We start from the raw sequence: 13,734 nt of genomic DNA on the forward strand, positions 1-13,734 counted from the left end.
CAGGAATGGACACCATGTGGAGACAAGCCCTACTCATCGGACGAAGGATTCTGCCCTATCTGCGCAGCGCTATGCCCATCACACTGGCTCTGGGTGTTGTCGCCTTGCTGGTCGCCACTTGGTGGCTGGGGCCGCGCCTGGAGATTGACGGCGAGTACCCGCTGGCGGCCTGGCAGATGCGGGCACTGGTCACTCTGGGCGTGGTGCTTCTGATGGCCATGATCTGGGGCGTGGTGCTGGCTCGCAAACTGAAAAAGGTCAACGTGTCCAAGGCGGAGGAAAAGCGGGAAGAGGAAGACCCGATTTTGCCCCTGGAACGTCGCCAGCAGCGGATGTTGGACAAACGTCTGGCGGAGCTTAAACGCAACCTGCCGGGGCGCAAGGGCGTCTACAAACTGCCCTGGTATCTGGTGATGGGCCTGGAAGACGCGGGCAAAAGCAGCCTGATTCAACGTTCCGGCCAGACCTACACGCTGACCAATGTGACACGTAACGCGCACACCGAGCGCAATCCCTATGGCTTTGAGTGGTGGGTCGGCGACAACGGCGTACTGATCGACCCGGACGGCGAACTGCTGAGCCAGAACGCGGACCAGGGGCGTGCCGGTAGCGAACTTCAGCAACGACTGTGGAATCATTTCGTCAGCTGGTTGGAGCGTAACCGACCGCAACGCCCACTGAACGGCGTTGTGCTCACCGTCGATCTGGCCAGATTTTGCAAGGGCAGTGCATCGCAGCGCCAGGCTCAGGCAATCCTTCTGCGTACCCGTCTGCGGGAACTGATGGAACAGCTGGGGTCCCGGCTGCCCGTGTACATCACCTTCACCAAGCTGGATTTGATGTACGGTTTTGCGCCCTTCGCCAAGACCCTGAATAAAGACGAGAAAGCCCAGCCTCTGGGCTGCACCTTCTCCCTGGAAAGCCAGCGCGATCCTGACGATTGGCTTAACGAATTCGAGCAGAGCTTTTCCGCCATGGTTGAGCGCCTGAACGACCGCCTGCCAGACGTGCTGGCGAACACCAGGGATGCGGAAGAACGGGCGGCGGCCTATTCCTTCACTCGCCAGATGGCAGGCCTGAAACCGGCGCTGGAAAAATTCCTGGCCGATCTGTTGTCGGCCGATGCGTTTTCCACACCGGCACTGGTGCGCGGTGCCTATTTCACGTCTGTACTGCAGGAAGGCGTTCCGGAAGATGCGTTTGTGTCCGCGGCGGCAGACAACTATGGCCTGGCAGAACCCATCCAGCCGGCCCAGCGCAGCGGCCAATCGGCAAGCCTGTTCACCGAAACCCTGTTTCCAAGCGTTATCTATCGCGAGGCCGGGCTGGCGGGAGACAACCGGAAAGTCACGGCCCGCCGCCGGCGTGGCCTGGCGGTGGCTGCCGTGGTTGCGATTGCATCCGGCGTGGGAATGACGGCGGGTTGGCAACACTACTTCATTCAGAACGCCAATGCCGCGATGGCGGTAGAGAACGGCGTTGAAAGCTTTATCAACAACTGGCGCCCCGCGGGCTACGATCCCGATACGACCGGTCGAAGCCTGCTGGAGCCGCTGGATCAGCTTCGTGAGGCCACGCTGGCCTTCGGCGACTATCGCAGTGAGCCTGCAGTCGTGGCCGATATGGGACTTTACCAGGGCCATAAAGTGGGTCCGGAAGTGGAAAAGTCCTATCTGGATATTCTGGCCTATCAGTTCATGCCGGCTCTGATGATGGGTGTGATGGAAGAGATGAGCGACGCACCGGATTTGAGCTCTGAGCGCCTGGATCATCTTCGCGTCCTGCGCATGCTTTACGATGCCAGCGGCCGCCGCTCTGATATTGTCCGCCGCTATATGCGGGATTACTGGCAGCAGGCGTTTCCTGCTCAGCGGGACCTTCAGCAGCGGCTGGTGAGTCATCTGGATTATGCTCTGGAGCACACCGATTTGAACGCGCGAGTCAAAGAAGGTGATCAGACCGCTGATCTCGCCCTTGCGCCTTTCCGCAGCAGCGTAGAGTGGGCGCAGCACGAATTGGGCCGGATAGCCACGCCGGAACGGGTTTACCGGGATCTGGAAATTGAAGCGGCGCAGAATTTTCGCGCGCCCATGGACCTGGCTCGTGAGTCCGGTCCTGCGTTCAGTACGGTCTTTGTCCGCATGGACGAATACGGCGAGCCATTGAGCGAGGAGCAACTGGCCGAGCAGGATCCGACCCAGATTCCCTCCCTGCTAACTCGCGAGGGCATGGATTCCTGGTTCCTTCGTAAATCCGATTCCGTTACCGAGTTGGCCCTGATCGATGCCTGGGTACTGGGCCGCCGCAACGACGTGGACTTCAGCGAAGCCGACGAGGCCCGCCTGCGAACCGAGTTGCAACTCATATACGCAGAGAAGTACGCCCACCGCTGGCGTGAGGCCCTCAGCCGTCTGGACGTTCAGAGTTTTAGCGACCTGAACCACGGTGTCCGCGTACTGGAGAGCCTGACCAGTGGCCACGAACCGCTGAACCAGCTGCTGGCGAACGTGACGGCGAACACCCAACTGATCCCGGGTGGTTCGGAAGCCACGGATGCTGCACGGGAAGTGCTTGAGCAGTCCACCCATTTCCAGATGGTTCAAAACATCGAACGCCAGTTCACCGATCTCAATGAGCTACTGAAGCAGCAAGGGGACGAGCCTAGCGATCTCGATCAGGTGATGGAGGTGGTAGAAAGCCTGCATATTTACCTGCGCAACATTCAGGAGGCACCGGATCGAGGCAAGGCTGCCTTGTCTGCAGCCCGCGCCCGTATGGGGCTTCAGGGCGCCGATCCGATTTTCACACTGCAGCGTGTGGCTGCGAATCAGCCAGCGCCATTGGACCGAATGCTGGAAAAACTCGCATCCGAAAGCTGGCGAGTGGTTCTGGATCAGGCAGTCGCGCAACTGGAGCGGCAGTGGTATCAAGAAGTGTATCAACCCTTCCAGCAGAGTCTGGCGAGACACTATCCGTTCAATGCAGGTGCCGGACGTGACGCAGCGTTGCAGGACTTCGAGCGGTTCTTTGCGCCTGACGGAGTGCTGGACCGCTTCTACGCCGACAACCTCAAACTGTTCCTGGAAGATCACCCGGAACACATTGCAGGTTCCCAGCGTGCCAGCCTGGTCCGCAAGGACGTCATTCGCGCTCTCGAAAAAGCCGAGGAAATCCGTCGTGCGTTCTTTACCCGCAGTGGTTCGCTGGACGTGGAATTTGCCCTGGAACCCACACACCTGTCGTCGAACAAGCGCCGCAGCGTGATGAATGTGGACGGCCAACTGGTGGAATTCAGCCATGGACCGCGGCAGAGCATTCCGCTGGTCTGGCCCAATACCTTGCGGGACTCCGTGGAAAGCCGAATCACTCTGGTGCCAACAGAGGTAAACCGTTCGCCCCGGAGTATGTCAGAGAACGGCCCCTGGGCCCTGTTCCGGCTGCTGGACGAGGCAGATATCACTGGTGTGAGTAGCAGCTCCGTGGACGTGCGGTTTGCACTGGACGATGGTGAGATGCGCTATCGTTTGCACGCGGGCAGTAATACCAACCCGTTCACACAGGAGCTATTGGCGGGGTACCAGATACCGCGCAGTCTGTATTAAACTACCGAGCAGCGCCGGGCTGGCAACAGGAGGTTGTGAAGCCCGGTGGTTTTGCCACCCCGATCTTCAAGGACCGAAGACATGCCCCAGTCCCGTGGACTGCAGTTCTCCGCCCGTATTGGCGGACTCCCCCGTGACTTTTTCAGTGTGGTTGGTTTCGAACTGACCGAACGCCTGTCTGGCCTGTGCATGGGCCGGCTGGATCTGGCCAGTACCTTTTCCGACGTAGCCGCCTCCGACGTGCTGGAACAGCCGGTGGATCTGATCGTCTGGCAACAGGGCGAACCCCTGCGCCGCTTCACCGGCGTGGTCAACGAATTCGCCCGGGGCGACACCGGCCACCGCCGTACCCGCTACGAAGTCCTCTTCCAGCCGCCCTTATGGCGGCTGGGCCTGATGCACAACAGCCGCATCTTTCAGACGCAAACGACCGACACCATCGTGCGCACCCTGCTGGAAGAACGGGGCTTGATCGACACCGGCTTTGATCTGAAACGCACTCCCATCGAACGGGAATACTGCGTCCAGCACCGGGAAAGCGATCTGGCCTTTCTGGAACGACTGGCCGCCGAAGAAGGCTGGCACTACCGATACCACCACGGATCCGTGGATGGTGAAGACCAACCCCAACTGATCATCGCCGATCACCACGGTGATGCGCCCAGGCTTCCTGAGGCTGAATACAACACCAAAGCCGGTGGCAGTACCCAACAACCGGCCATCTTCCGGTTCCGCTATCAGGAGCGCGTCAGAGCCGCCTCCGTGGCCATGAAGGACTACACCTTCAAAAACCCCGCCTACGCCCTGATGCATGAACACCAAGCCGACAAGCTGGACGCCCAGCGGGCTGACTATCAGCACTACGACTACCCGGGCCGATTCAAAGCCGACGCCAGCGGCCAACCCTTTACCGAATCACGACTGGACGCCCTGAGAAACGACGCCAGCACCGCCACCGGCAAAAGCAACCGCGCAGACTTCACCGTGGGCGCCAAAGCAGAACTCACTGAACACGACAACGACGCCCTGAACCGGGAATGGCTGTTAACCAGCATCACCCACAAAGGCGAACAGCCCCAGGCGCTGGAAGAAGAGGGGGGTAGCGAACCCACGACCTACCACAACGACTTCGAGGCCATTCCGGCGGACCGCACCTGGCGGCCGAACCCAGACACCATCCACCGTCCCCTCATGGACGGCCCCCAGATCGCGCTGGTCACCGGCCCCGCAGGCGAAGAGATTCATTGCGATGAGCATGGAAGAGTAAAAGTCCGATTCCCCTGGGACCGCTACGCAAAGAACGACGAACACTCAAGCGCCTGGCTCAGAGTCAGTCAGGGCTGGGCAGGCGGCCAATATGGCTTCATGGCGTTACCCAGAATCGGTCACGAAGTCATCGTGTCTTTCCTGGACGGCGACCCGGATCAGCCGATCATCACCGGGCGAACCTACCACGCCACCAACACGCCGCCCTATGCGTTGCCCGAAAACAAAACAAGAACCACCTTAAAAACCCAGACCCACAAGGGCGAGGGCAGTAACGAACTGCGGTTCGAAGACGAAGCGGACAAAGAACAGATCTACGTTCACGCCCAGAAAGACCTGGACCTGCTGACGGAAAACAACCGCACCGAAGTCATCAGGAATGACAGCCACCGCACTGTCGAAAACAACGACTTCAGCCACATCAAAGCCAACCAGCACAGCACGGTGGACGGCGAAAAGCGAGAGTCCGTTGGCGGTGATTGCAGCCAAAGCATCGGCGGCACCTTCCACCAGAAATCCGGCAGTGGAACGTTAAGTGAAGCGGGCACTGAAGTGCATCACAAAGCCGGTACCAAAGTGGTGCTGGATGCGGGTGCCGAGCTGACTATCTCTGCCGGTGGCAGTTTGTTGAAGCTGGATCCCAGTGGAGTGACCTTGTCGGGACCTGGAGTGAAGATTAACTCTGGTGGGGCTCCGGGCTCTGGTAGTGGTGTTTCACCCCAATCTCCGGCCCAGCCGATGCAGCTGTCTGAGAAGGGCCAGCCGGAATCGGCCCCGGAGTCTCTGGCCGAAACCGGGCAGCGCCAAAATGGTGAGAGTGAAACGGGCCTGGCTGCGTTGGGTGGAACAGCACTCGTGAGTGCGGCGAAAGCTGGCCATACCCTGGTGGCTGAATGTGAATTGGATGAGCAGGGCCGGTGCGCGATCCATGACCATGCGTGAGCCAGGCTTTAACACTTCGTCGGAACCGGAAGAGGCCGATTTCGCTTTGCTGGATCTGGCCCAGAAAGATGAAAATCAGTTGCTCAGCTGGCTTTATCAGCACTTTGACCGTGGTGAGATCACCTGGGAATCGCTGTACCAGGGCACTGAGTTGGCTGACTTGTGGAAATCGGGCCCGATTCTAATTGACCTGCGCGATCAAACGGACTTCTGTGAATCGTTGATTCAGCGTTACCAGCGCGAGCCCCTTGGGATGCTGATAACCGCACCCTCCGTAATCTTGGCAGATCTTGCCGTCCATCTGCGCTCGTTGACGACTGTATCGGTCGATGGCAAACCCACACTGCTTCGGTACTATGATCCCCGCTCTACAGGCCCCCTCTTGAAGGTGCTTGAGCCGGGGCAAAAAGCAAGACTGATCGGCCCAGCGCGGCAATGGCACTGGTATCGATACGGCAAATGGTGGCAAAGCCTCGAAGTACAGGCCGAGCCAGCTCCAGAGCAATCCGCACCGTTTGCGATCACTGGAGCGCAGGTGAAAGAGATGGATGACGCTCGGGTGCGGCAGTTTGCGACGGTGCTTGCCGACAACTATCGCGTCCATATCCCGGCGGAAGACGCCGAACAGTTTGCGCTGAATGAGGTATTGAAGGCACAGCAGGCCGGCATCAATCTGCAAGCCGATCAGGATCGCTGGTTACGGATGGCGATACGTCTCAAGGGCCCGCTGCTGGATTCGCCGGATTGGAAGCAACTCGCCGAAAATTCAAATCGAACGGCTGCGCAGATACTCAGCCAATTGGAATGCGAACAAGGACTGTAGACCATGCTGACGGATCAGGCTGTGACTAAAACCGATGAAAACGATCTTCCCCCGCCAGTCGTCCAGGAAGACGATCTAACCTCTGGCGGATCCACTGCCCAACCTTGCCAGGATGCCCGATACGCCACGGCGATTTATGTCTTCGGTCAGCGAAGTTTCTGGCTGTTACCGGAGCAGCTACTGGAAAAAATTGAAACCAGCGCTGACCGACTCAAAGCTGCCGTATCCAAAGCAACGGCACAGGAGCGCTTTAAGGCTCTGGAGGCCGCCGGTCTGAAAGACATGTTCCTGCCCGCTAGTCCCTATAGTTTTTTGCCTCCCGAACAGCAAAAGGAATGGCAGAAGCTGAGCAAAGACATTGCTGAAGCAAGAGCCAGGCTAGAGGACCTGAGACGGGAATTTGATAAATATAAGGAAGAGCACTTAGAGAAAGTAGGGCAGATCCAGACCATCCCAGACGATGAGAAAAGAGCTAGCAAAGAACGGGAAGCCCTGACTCAGTTGGAAGAGGCGGTAGGGACTTTTGGGCGTAATAGAAATGAGTGCTTCGAAGCTATTCAAAGCAAAAAGTCTCGTCTAGAAGACCTTGAAGACGAAGGCTTTAGTGCTGCGGAAACTGCCGGTTATTTGGTAGAGAACGGCGAGCTTTTTTTGCCAGCAAAGAAAGACATCATGGCATTAATGGAAGAATACGTAGAGGCACGCGAAGACTTTGAAGACGACGAGTTCGACAGCCAGCAAAATCTGGAAGCGTTTGTCAGTCAGCTTCGCCTGAACGAAGAGCTGCTTGATTACGAGTTTTCTCAACCCAAAGTGAACTGGTCCAAACTGGAGCCCTATCTGGACGCGGCTGCCCAGCTCACTGGCAGAATGCGGAACTACCTTCTTAGCGTAGAGGGCTTGGCGCACGCCGGATTCGCCACCCCCGAATACTCGTTAGGTGCCAGCAAAGACAGCCTTCAAAAGGGGGTGCTGGCGCTGTCGGATTTCAAGAAACTCGAATACGAAAAGCAGTCGCTGAAAGAGCAGCAACAACAGCGCTTTGAAATCTGGTGGGACTCCATCGGCGGCAAAGGCCCCATTCCCAGCGGTGAACTGGAGCAGTTCCAGCGCGACATTAACACCTGCGAGACCAGGCAAAAGGCCGTGCACACGTCGGCCAAAGACGCGGCAGGAGCACTGGTGCCTCCTAAAATGTTTGTCTGGAACCCGGCCGAGTATGACTACCCGTCGGTCAGAGCCCTGGTGCGCCCGGGTATGCCGCTGCGGGAGTTTTGCCGCCCCGGGGCTGAGACCGTTCAGCACTTCTCGCTGCTTCATATTGCCGGCGCGAAAGACTACTTCGGAACCCCAGAAGAACCCGACAGCCCCTTTGATGTGGCCATGGCCATCAAAGCCGCCCAGGTACCGGGCAACGACAAAGCTCTGGAAAAACTCTTGATCGGCCTGGGTGCCAAGCCATACCCGCTCCAGAATGACTGGTTTGACGAAAATGGCGTGTTTCAACCGGAACACTTTTTTGAATCCATCGAACCGGATGCTGTGGCAGACCTTCAGAGCGAGGCCGACCGAGCCGCCTGGGGCGACTACCTGAAAAATCTGCTGTTCAACGCGAAGGTGGCACAATCCCTACCCCGGTTCAACGAGACCTACTCCGGCCAGTTTATGCGCCTGGTGCTCAGCGGTGTTGGCAACGGCGAGACCGACGGCATCAGCGTGGATGTGTTGCGGGTTGAAAGCAACGTCACCGGCCCGGACGAGAGGCCCCAACACAGCGCTGAAGAGCGCCTTAAAGACATCAATAAAGTCGAGCGTAAAACGCAGGTCCAGCGCCAAAAAACGCTGCACGACAACTCCGACCCCCAGAAAAAAACCGACGAAGACACAGACGCCATCAGTGGCACGCTGGGCAAGGTGGACCTGCAACTCAAAGCCACCTTCTGGGAAGGCCGCACCGACCTGTTTTCTATCCAGCTTCCCAAACCCGAGGATGCCAGAGACATCGTCATTCAGTACGACACCACCGAAGGCGATCAGGCGCTCAAACTCGGCAAGTTTTATTGCCAATTGGACGCCCAATGCTGGGGCACGGTCGGTGCCAACCTTCTGCTCAGCCGCGAACTGGAAGTCAGAGCCACCGACAAAGGCCAACTGCAAATCAGCGGCGTGGATTTTAAAACACGAGAAGCGGTGGGGGCCCAGTTTGAGGCCTCCGCAGCGGCGACCATGGGCGCGATGGTCAACGGGGAGCTGTACTGGTCCTTGCCTAAAGATTTCCGAGACGATGAAAACGCACGACAGCTGAATGGAAACCTCCCGGAATGGTTCAATCTGGGGCGGGTAAGCGCCGAAGCCGAGGGCGGTATCGGTCCCGCCGCGTCCTACGACTTTATGCTTGGGCTGCACAAGGGCCGACTGGTGGTGCGCCTCAAGGGCAAAGCGATCGCGGCCATCGGCATTGGCGGGGGCATCCAGTGCGAACTGGCCCTGAACGCCGTTCCCATTTTCATGCGCCTGCTGCAACAGGAGTTGCACAGAAACGGCTACCGTCACCTGGTCTGGATCGACACAGACGCCTTTGACTACATGAGCCTGCTCATACAGATTCACCTGTCCACAGCCCTGAGCTTCGCCTTCCTGACCGGCCTGGCTTATGACAAGCTGGAGGAAATGGGCCGGAATTGGGACCGCGGTGAACGGGCTGGTGAAATATCATTGAGAATCGTCAGAGCCGTTGATATCTATAACGGCGATGCGGAGGCAACTGATGACGAGCCCCTGGTCACTTACGACGAATACCAAGATTGGTTCCAGGGGCTGCAACCGGAGGCCATTGGTCCGATGCTGCATACATTGGTGGCGGAACCGGTTGCGATTGAGGGTGAGAAAGGAAGGGAGCCGAAGTCGAGAGTTCAGGTTCTCAAGCTCCAACAGCGTTCAATCCTTCAATGCCTGAAATGGATGACCGCCAGAGACTGGGAATGTGGGCCAGGGTGGACCTCCGAAGACTATGTCGCCCCGGAATCCTATCGCGGCGCGAGCCCCAACCGCATTCAACGGCAGTTTGAAGAAGCCCTGACGCGCATGAATACGCAGGGCGTCAAAGAAAAAGACGACGGCCTTGGCTGGGATGATTTCGAAGAGTGGGTGTCGCTGTCCGCGCCCTCAACGTCAGACTGCAAGCAGGCCGCGAAGGCGAATCTGAAACGCTTGGATGAGTTTATGGCGAGAAGTGTGATTACGCCAGAAGATGCCCGAATACATAAAGCCTATGAGTCGATCAGAAGAAAACTCAGCCGCCATTTATTGGATCAGGTGTAACGGATGAAGAACATGAATTTAGCCAGGTATTTCGTGTGGTTATTGGCTTGCCTTCTGGCTATGCCAGTGAGCGCAGAAACCGACTCTGAGCGAGCGGAGCGTTTGTTCGAGGAAGGGTACATTAACTACCAACAGCATTACACGCCACGTGCCCTGCCCAAGCTCAAGGAAGCCGCCTCTTTGGGACACGTAGAGGCGGCCTACTACGCCGGTGAGATTATCCGCCAACGGTCCGTGATGACCCAAACGGCGATTGACTTCTACCGACAGGCCGCCGAAGGCGGAGAGGTTTACGCCATGCTAAGGCTGACCCGAAAAGATGTGTTCTGTGGCACGACGCGAGAGTGCGACCCTGACGAACAGGAGCGCTGGTTGGAAAAGGCCGAAGAAGTCGCCTTGGCACGGGCTAAGGCAGGCGATACCGAAGCAATGATGGAGCTTTTCTCCGTGTACTGGAGTGAAGACAACAGTGAAGCCTTTGATTGGACAAAAAGGGCGGCGGAAAACGGCAACGCGTTTGCTCAGTACTGGTTGGCAGTTGGGCTTCTTGACGAAAGAGAGATGGGCTTCTATTGGACCGACGCAGGCCGCCGGGAAGACATAATCAGATGGCTGCGGGCATCGGCGGAGAATGGGTTTCCCAAGGCGATGGAAAAGCTCGCGATCATGCTAAAAGACCAGGGCGATTTTGAAGAGGCGCAATATTGGGTCGAGAAAATGGCGAAGACTGACTACTACCATGCTGTGCTTAACGCGGGAGCACTGATCATGATGGGGCCGGATATTGCCGAAGTTCTGATGCCAAGCCTTTCCTATGAGTTTGAGAAGCCTCGCCCGGTTGAGGGAGCTGCTCTTCTGATGGCCCTGCATCGCCAGACGGGAAAAGAAATGGCGCTGGGCTTTATTGACGATTACCGCGACTACATGACCCCCGAAATGCTGGAAGCAGCCAAGGAACGCTCAAAGAAGTTATTGGTGGACACCCCGATCCTGTATTACGAGCCGAAGTTCGGGTTGTAATCGGCTTCAGCAATTGGGATTACCGATGCCACTTCTGAAAACAGGATTTCGAGAGGATCAGATTCCAGCATTGCCGGAGTCTCCAAAGAAACGTGACCGACTGGGTGAGGACCTTCAACCCGTAGGCGACTACGCCGGTATCGAACCCTACTATCGCCTATGTGAAGACTTAGGTGCCGTTCAGCATCAAGACCAGACCGATCCAGATGGCTTTGAATCTGGGGAATGGTGGTGGGACCAGCATCAGATTCGCTTTCTGAGCGGCAAGGTATTTATAGGTCTTTCAGCATTGCTGCTGCTGATGCCTTATGTTTGGGGCAGTGTAGTTTTGGCGGGTGGAGCGGTGTTGTTCTACTACTATGTCTATCAACTGGTTGTAGATTCGCCCGATTTTATTTTTTTCTTGGTCATGTTATCCGCCGTTTTTGCTTGGATGCCGGTTTCACTCTACATCCTCATAAAGACCATGCCCTGGGTCATGGGCGGTTTCGCTCTGATATTGAGACCATTCGACAAGCTGCTAGGCAAACTCCTGGACCGCAGTTTGGAGTCGGGAGAAAGCGCCTTTAGTCGTGAAACGGGTGAAGTGAGCTTTGCTCTCCCGGCCGGCAAGAAACTGACCGCGCCCTTCGAGGAGTTTGATGCTTATGTGGAGCGTGTGGTTCAACAGGGCGGTATTTTCTATCGTCTGATCTTTGTTCACCGCTATACGGCCAAGCAGTTTACCCATACCTCCCTGAGTCGGATCGAGCCCTCGAAGGAGGAAGTTCTGGCCCTGTGGGACATGCTTCAGAGGTATATGGACGTGTCTCATCCGTTGCCGGATATGCCGAGGCTGGAGCCGTTCCGTCATTTGGATCCCGTAACGGCTGAACACGACCAGAAAACGGGACGGAATCCGCGCTTCTGGCGTGACCTGGACCTGGAAGCCTGGAAACAGGGCGAAGGCGCTGAATGGCTGAAGCGCCAGGTGGAATACCCGTGGAACAGGCGTGTCTGTCGGCTGACACCGCAGTTGGGAAAAGTCTCCACTCAAGGCTATCGGGAGTTGCGGCCACAGGATGCTTATCCGGTTTGAATAAAAGCCTACTGCCCGACGGGCAGGCCGGCGTTGGGCAATGAGCCCGCGCCCGATTGGACGGTAAAAGGAGTTGCCGTATGAGCGAGAATGGCCATGCCCATCGCAAAGAGAAAACCGGTTTTCGGGCGGATCAGATTCCGGCATTGCCGAAGTCACCAGAGAAACGCGACCGACTCGGTGAGGACCTTCAACCCGTAGGCGACTACGCCGGTATCGAACCTTACTACCGTTTATGTGAAGACGTAGGCGTTGTTCAGCATCAAGACCAGACTGATCCAGATGGCTTAGAATTTAGTGGGTGGTGGGACCAACGGCAGATTCGTTTTCTCAGTGGTAAGGCATTTATTGGTTTGTCAGCTTTACTAGTTCTAATCCCATATGCATGGGGCTCCGCGCTAGTGGTTGGGGGCGGGATGTTAATTTTGCATTACGCTGCAATGGTTGAGTTACCTCATTTGTTAAAGTCTATTTGGGGCCTTTTCGTGGTTCTTGGTTGGATAGTTTTATCGCTATACCTAGTCATTAAAACCATGCCCTGGGTAATGGGCGGTTTCGCTCTGTTGTTAAGACCGTTCGACAAAATGCTAGGCAAACTCCTGGACCGCAGTTTGGATTCGGGAGAAAGCGCCTTTAGTCGTGAAACGGGTGAAGTGAGCTTTGCTCTCCCGGGCGGCAAGAAACTGACCGCGCCCTTCGAGGAGTTTGATGCCTATGTGGAGCGAGTCGTCCAGCAGGGCGGCATCTTCTATCGCCTGATCTTTGTTCACCGCTATACGGCCAAGCAGTTTACCCAAACCTCCCTGAGCCGGATCGAGCCCTCGAAGGAGGAAGTTCTGGCCCTGTGGGACATGCTTCAGCGGTATATGGACGTGTCCCAGCCGTTGCCGGATATGCCGAGGCTGGAGCCCTTCCGCCATTTGGACCCCGTAACCGCTGAACACGACCAGAGAACGGGACGGAATCCGCGCTTCTGGCGTGATCTGGACCTGGAAGCCTGGAAACAGGGCGAAGGCGCTGAATGGCTGAAGCGTCAGCTGGAATACCCATGGAACAGGCGTGTCTGCCGGCTGACACCGCAATTGGGAAAGGTCTCTACTCAAGAGTATCGGGAGTTGCGTCCGCAAGACGCTTATCCGGTTTGACGAACAGTACTCAAGTGACGTTGCAGGACAATGCCGCCTTAAATATTTGGTAGCATAAAGCTTTAGTTAAGCCCAACGGAGCGAGCACCATGCAATACCTCCACACCATGATCCGCGTCAGCGACCTGGATGAAACTCTGCACTTTTTCTGCGATCTGCTGGGTATGGTGGAAATCAGCCGCAAAGACAGCGAAAAAGGCCGATTCACGCTGGTGTTTCTGGCGGCCCCGGAAGACGAAGCTCGGGCCAGAGAAGAGCGGGCGCCAATGATCGAGCTGACGTATAATTGGGACCCTGAGGAATATACCGGAGGCCGCAATTTCGGGCATCTGGCGTATCGCGTGGATGATATCTACGGCCTGTGCAGTCATCTTCAGAACAGCGGTGTCACTATAAACCGCCCGCCGCGGGATGGCCGCATGGCCTTTATCCGGTCACCGGATGGTATTTCCATCGAACTGCTTCAGAAGGGTGATCCTTTGCCAGCCAGGGAGCCCTGGGCAAGTATGGAAAATACTGGTACCTGGTGAGCCATAG

The 13,734-nt window shown here is 57.0% G+C and carries 8 protein-coding genes; all 8 read left to right on the forward strand.

The features are described from left to right. Nucleotides 1-5: 5 nt before the first annotated feature. The gene (gene tssM / locus QLQ17_RS02015) at nucleotides 6-3,602 is read left to right on the forward strand and encodes a type VI secretion system membrane subunit TssM (RefSeq protein WP_283207865.1); all 3,597 of its coding nucleotides are present in this window, start codon (nucleotides 6-8) and stop codon (nucleotides 3,600-3,602) included. Between the two features lie 81 nt (nucleotides 3,603-3,683). After that, the gene (locus tag QLQ17_RS02020; protein WP_283207866.1) at nucleotides 3,684-5,810 is read left to right on the forward strand and encodes a type VI secretion system Vgr family protein; all 2,127 of its coding nucleotides are present in this window, start codon (nucleotides 3,684-3,686) and stop codon (nucleotides 5,808-5,810) included. Then, on the forward strand, nucleotides 5,797-6,633 hold the full coding sequence (locus tag QLQ17_RS02025) for a DUF4123 domain-containing protein (protein WP_283207867.1): 837 nt from the start codon (nucleotides 5,797-5,799) through the stop codon (nucleotides 6,631-6,633). Before QLQ17_RS02020 ends, QLQ17_RS02025 begins: the two co-directional genes overlap by 14 nt. 3 nt (nucleotides 6,634-6,636) lie before the next feature. Further along, nucleotides 6,637-9,954: a hypothetical protein gene (locus tag QLQ17_RS02030; RefSeq protein ID WP_283207868.1), complete on the forward strand. Its 3,318-nt coding sequence runs from the start codon at nucleotides 6,637-6,639 to the stop codon at nucleotides 9,952-9,954. A gap of 12 nt (nucleotides 9,955-9,966) precedes the next feature. Further along, on the forward strand, nucleotides 9,967-10,974 hold the full coding sequence (locus tag QLQ17_RS02035; RefSeq protein WP_283207869.1) for a tetratricopeptide repeat protein: 1,008 nt from the start codon (nucleotides 9,967-9,969) through the stop codon (nucleotides 10,972-10,974). A gap of 25 nt (nucleotides 10,975-10,999) precedes the next feature. Continuing rightward, nucleotides 11,000-12,052, forward strand: coding sequence for a hypothetical protein (locus QLQ17_RS02040; RefSeq protein ID WP_283207870.1), 1,053 nt, complete (start codon nucleotides 11,000-11,002; stop codon nucleotides 12,050-12,052). A gap of 80 nt (nucleotides 12,053-12,132) precedes the next feature. Next, nucleotides 12,133-13,197 carry a hypothetical protein gene (locus QLQ17_RS02045; protein ID WP_283207871.1) on the forward strand — a complete coding sequence of 355 codons (1,065 nt, stop codon included), beginning with the start codon at nucleotides 12,133-12,135 and terminating at the stop codon, nucleotides 13,195-13,197. An 89-nt stretch (nucleotides 13,198-13,286) separates the two neighbouring features. Beyond that, nucleotides 13,287-13,727: a VOC family protein gene (locus tag QLQ17_RS02050; RefSeq protein ID WP_283207872.1), complete on the forward strand. Its 441-nt coding sequence runs from the start codon at nucleotides 13,287-13,289 to the stop codon at nucleotides 13,725-13,727. Nucleotides 13,728-13,734 lie beyond the last annotated feature (7 nt).

Source organism: Marinobacter sp. CHS3-4 (genome assembly GCF_030053415.1).
Taxonomy (GTDB): Bacteria; Pseudomonadota; Gammaproteobacteria; order Pseudomonadales; family Oleiphilaceae; genus Marinobacter.

Bases quoted from the DNA above. Each gene is read 5' to 3' on its own strand.
- QLQ17_RS02030 (WP_283207868.1), top strand. From the start codon at position 6,637: ATGCTGACGGATCAGGCTGTGACTAAAACCGATGAAAACGATCTTCCC.
- QLQ17_RS02050 (WP_283207872.1), top strand. From the start codon at position 13,287: ATGCAATACCTCCACACCATGATCCGCGTCAGCGACCTGGATGAAACT.
- QLQ17_RS02045 (WP_283207871.1), top strand. From the start codon at position 12,133: ATGAGCGAGAATGGCCATGCCCATCGCAAAGAGAAAACCGGTTTTCGG.
- tssM (WP_283207865.1), top strand. From the start codon at position 6: ATGGACACCATGTGGAGACAAGCCCTACTCATCGGACGAAGGATTCTG.
- QLQ17_RS02025 (WP_283207867.1), top strand. From the start codon at position 5,797: ATGACCATGCGTGAGCCAGGCTTTAACACTTCGTCGGAACCGGAAGAG.
- QLQ17_RS02035 (WP_283207869.1), top strand. From the start codon at position 9,967: ATGAATTTAGCCAGGTATTTCGTGTGGTTATTGGCTTGCCTTCTGGCT.
- QLQ17_RS02040 (WP_283207870.1), top strand. From the start codon at position 11,000: ATGCCACTTCTGAAAACAGGATTTCGAGAGGATCAGATTCCAGCATTG.
- QLQ17_RS02020 (WP_283207866.1), top strand. From the start codon at position 3,684: ATGCCCCAGTCCCGTGGACTGCAGTTCTCCGCCCGTATTGGCGGACTC.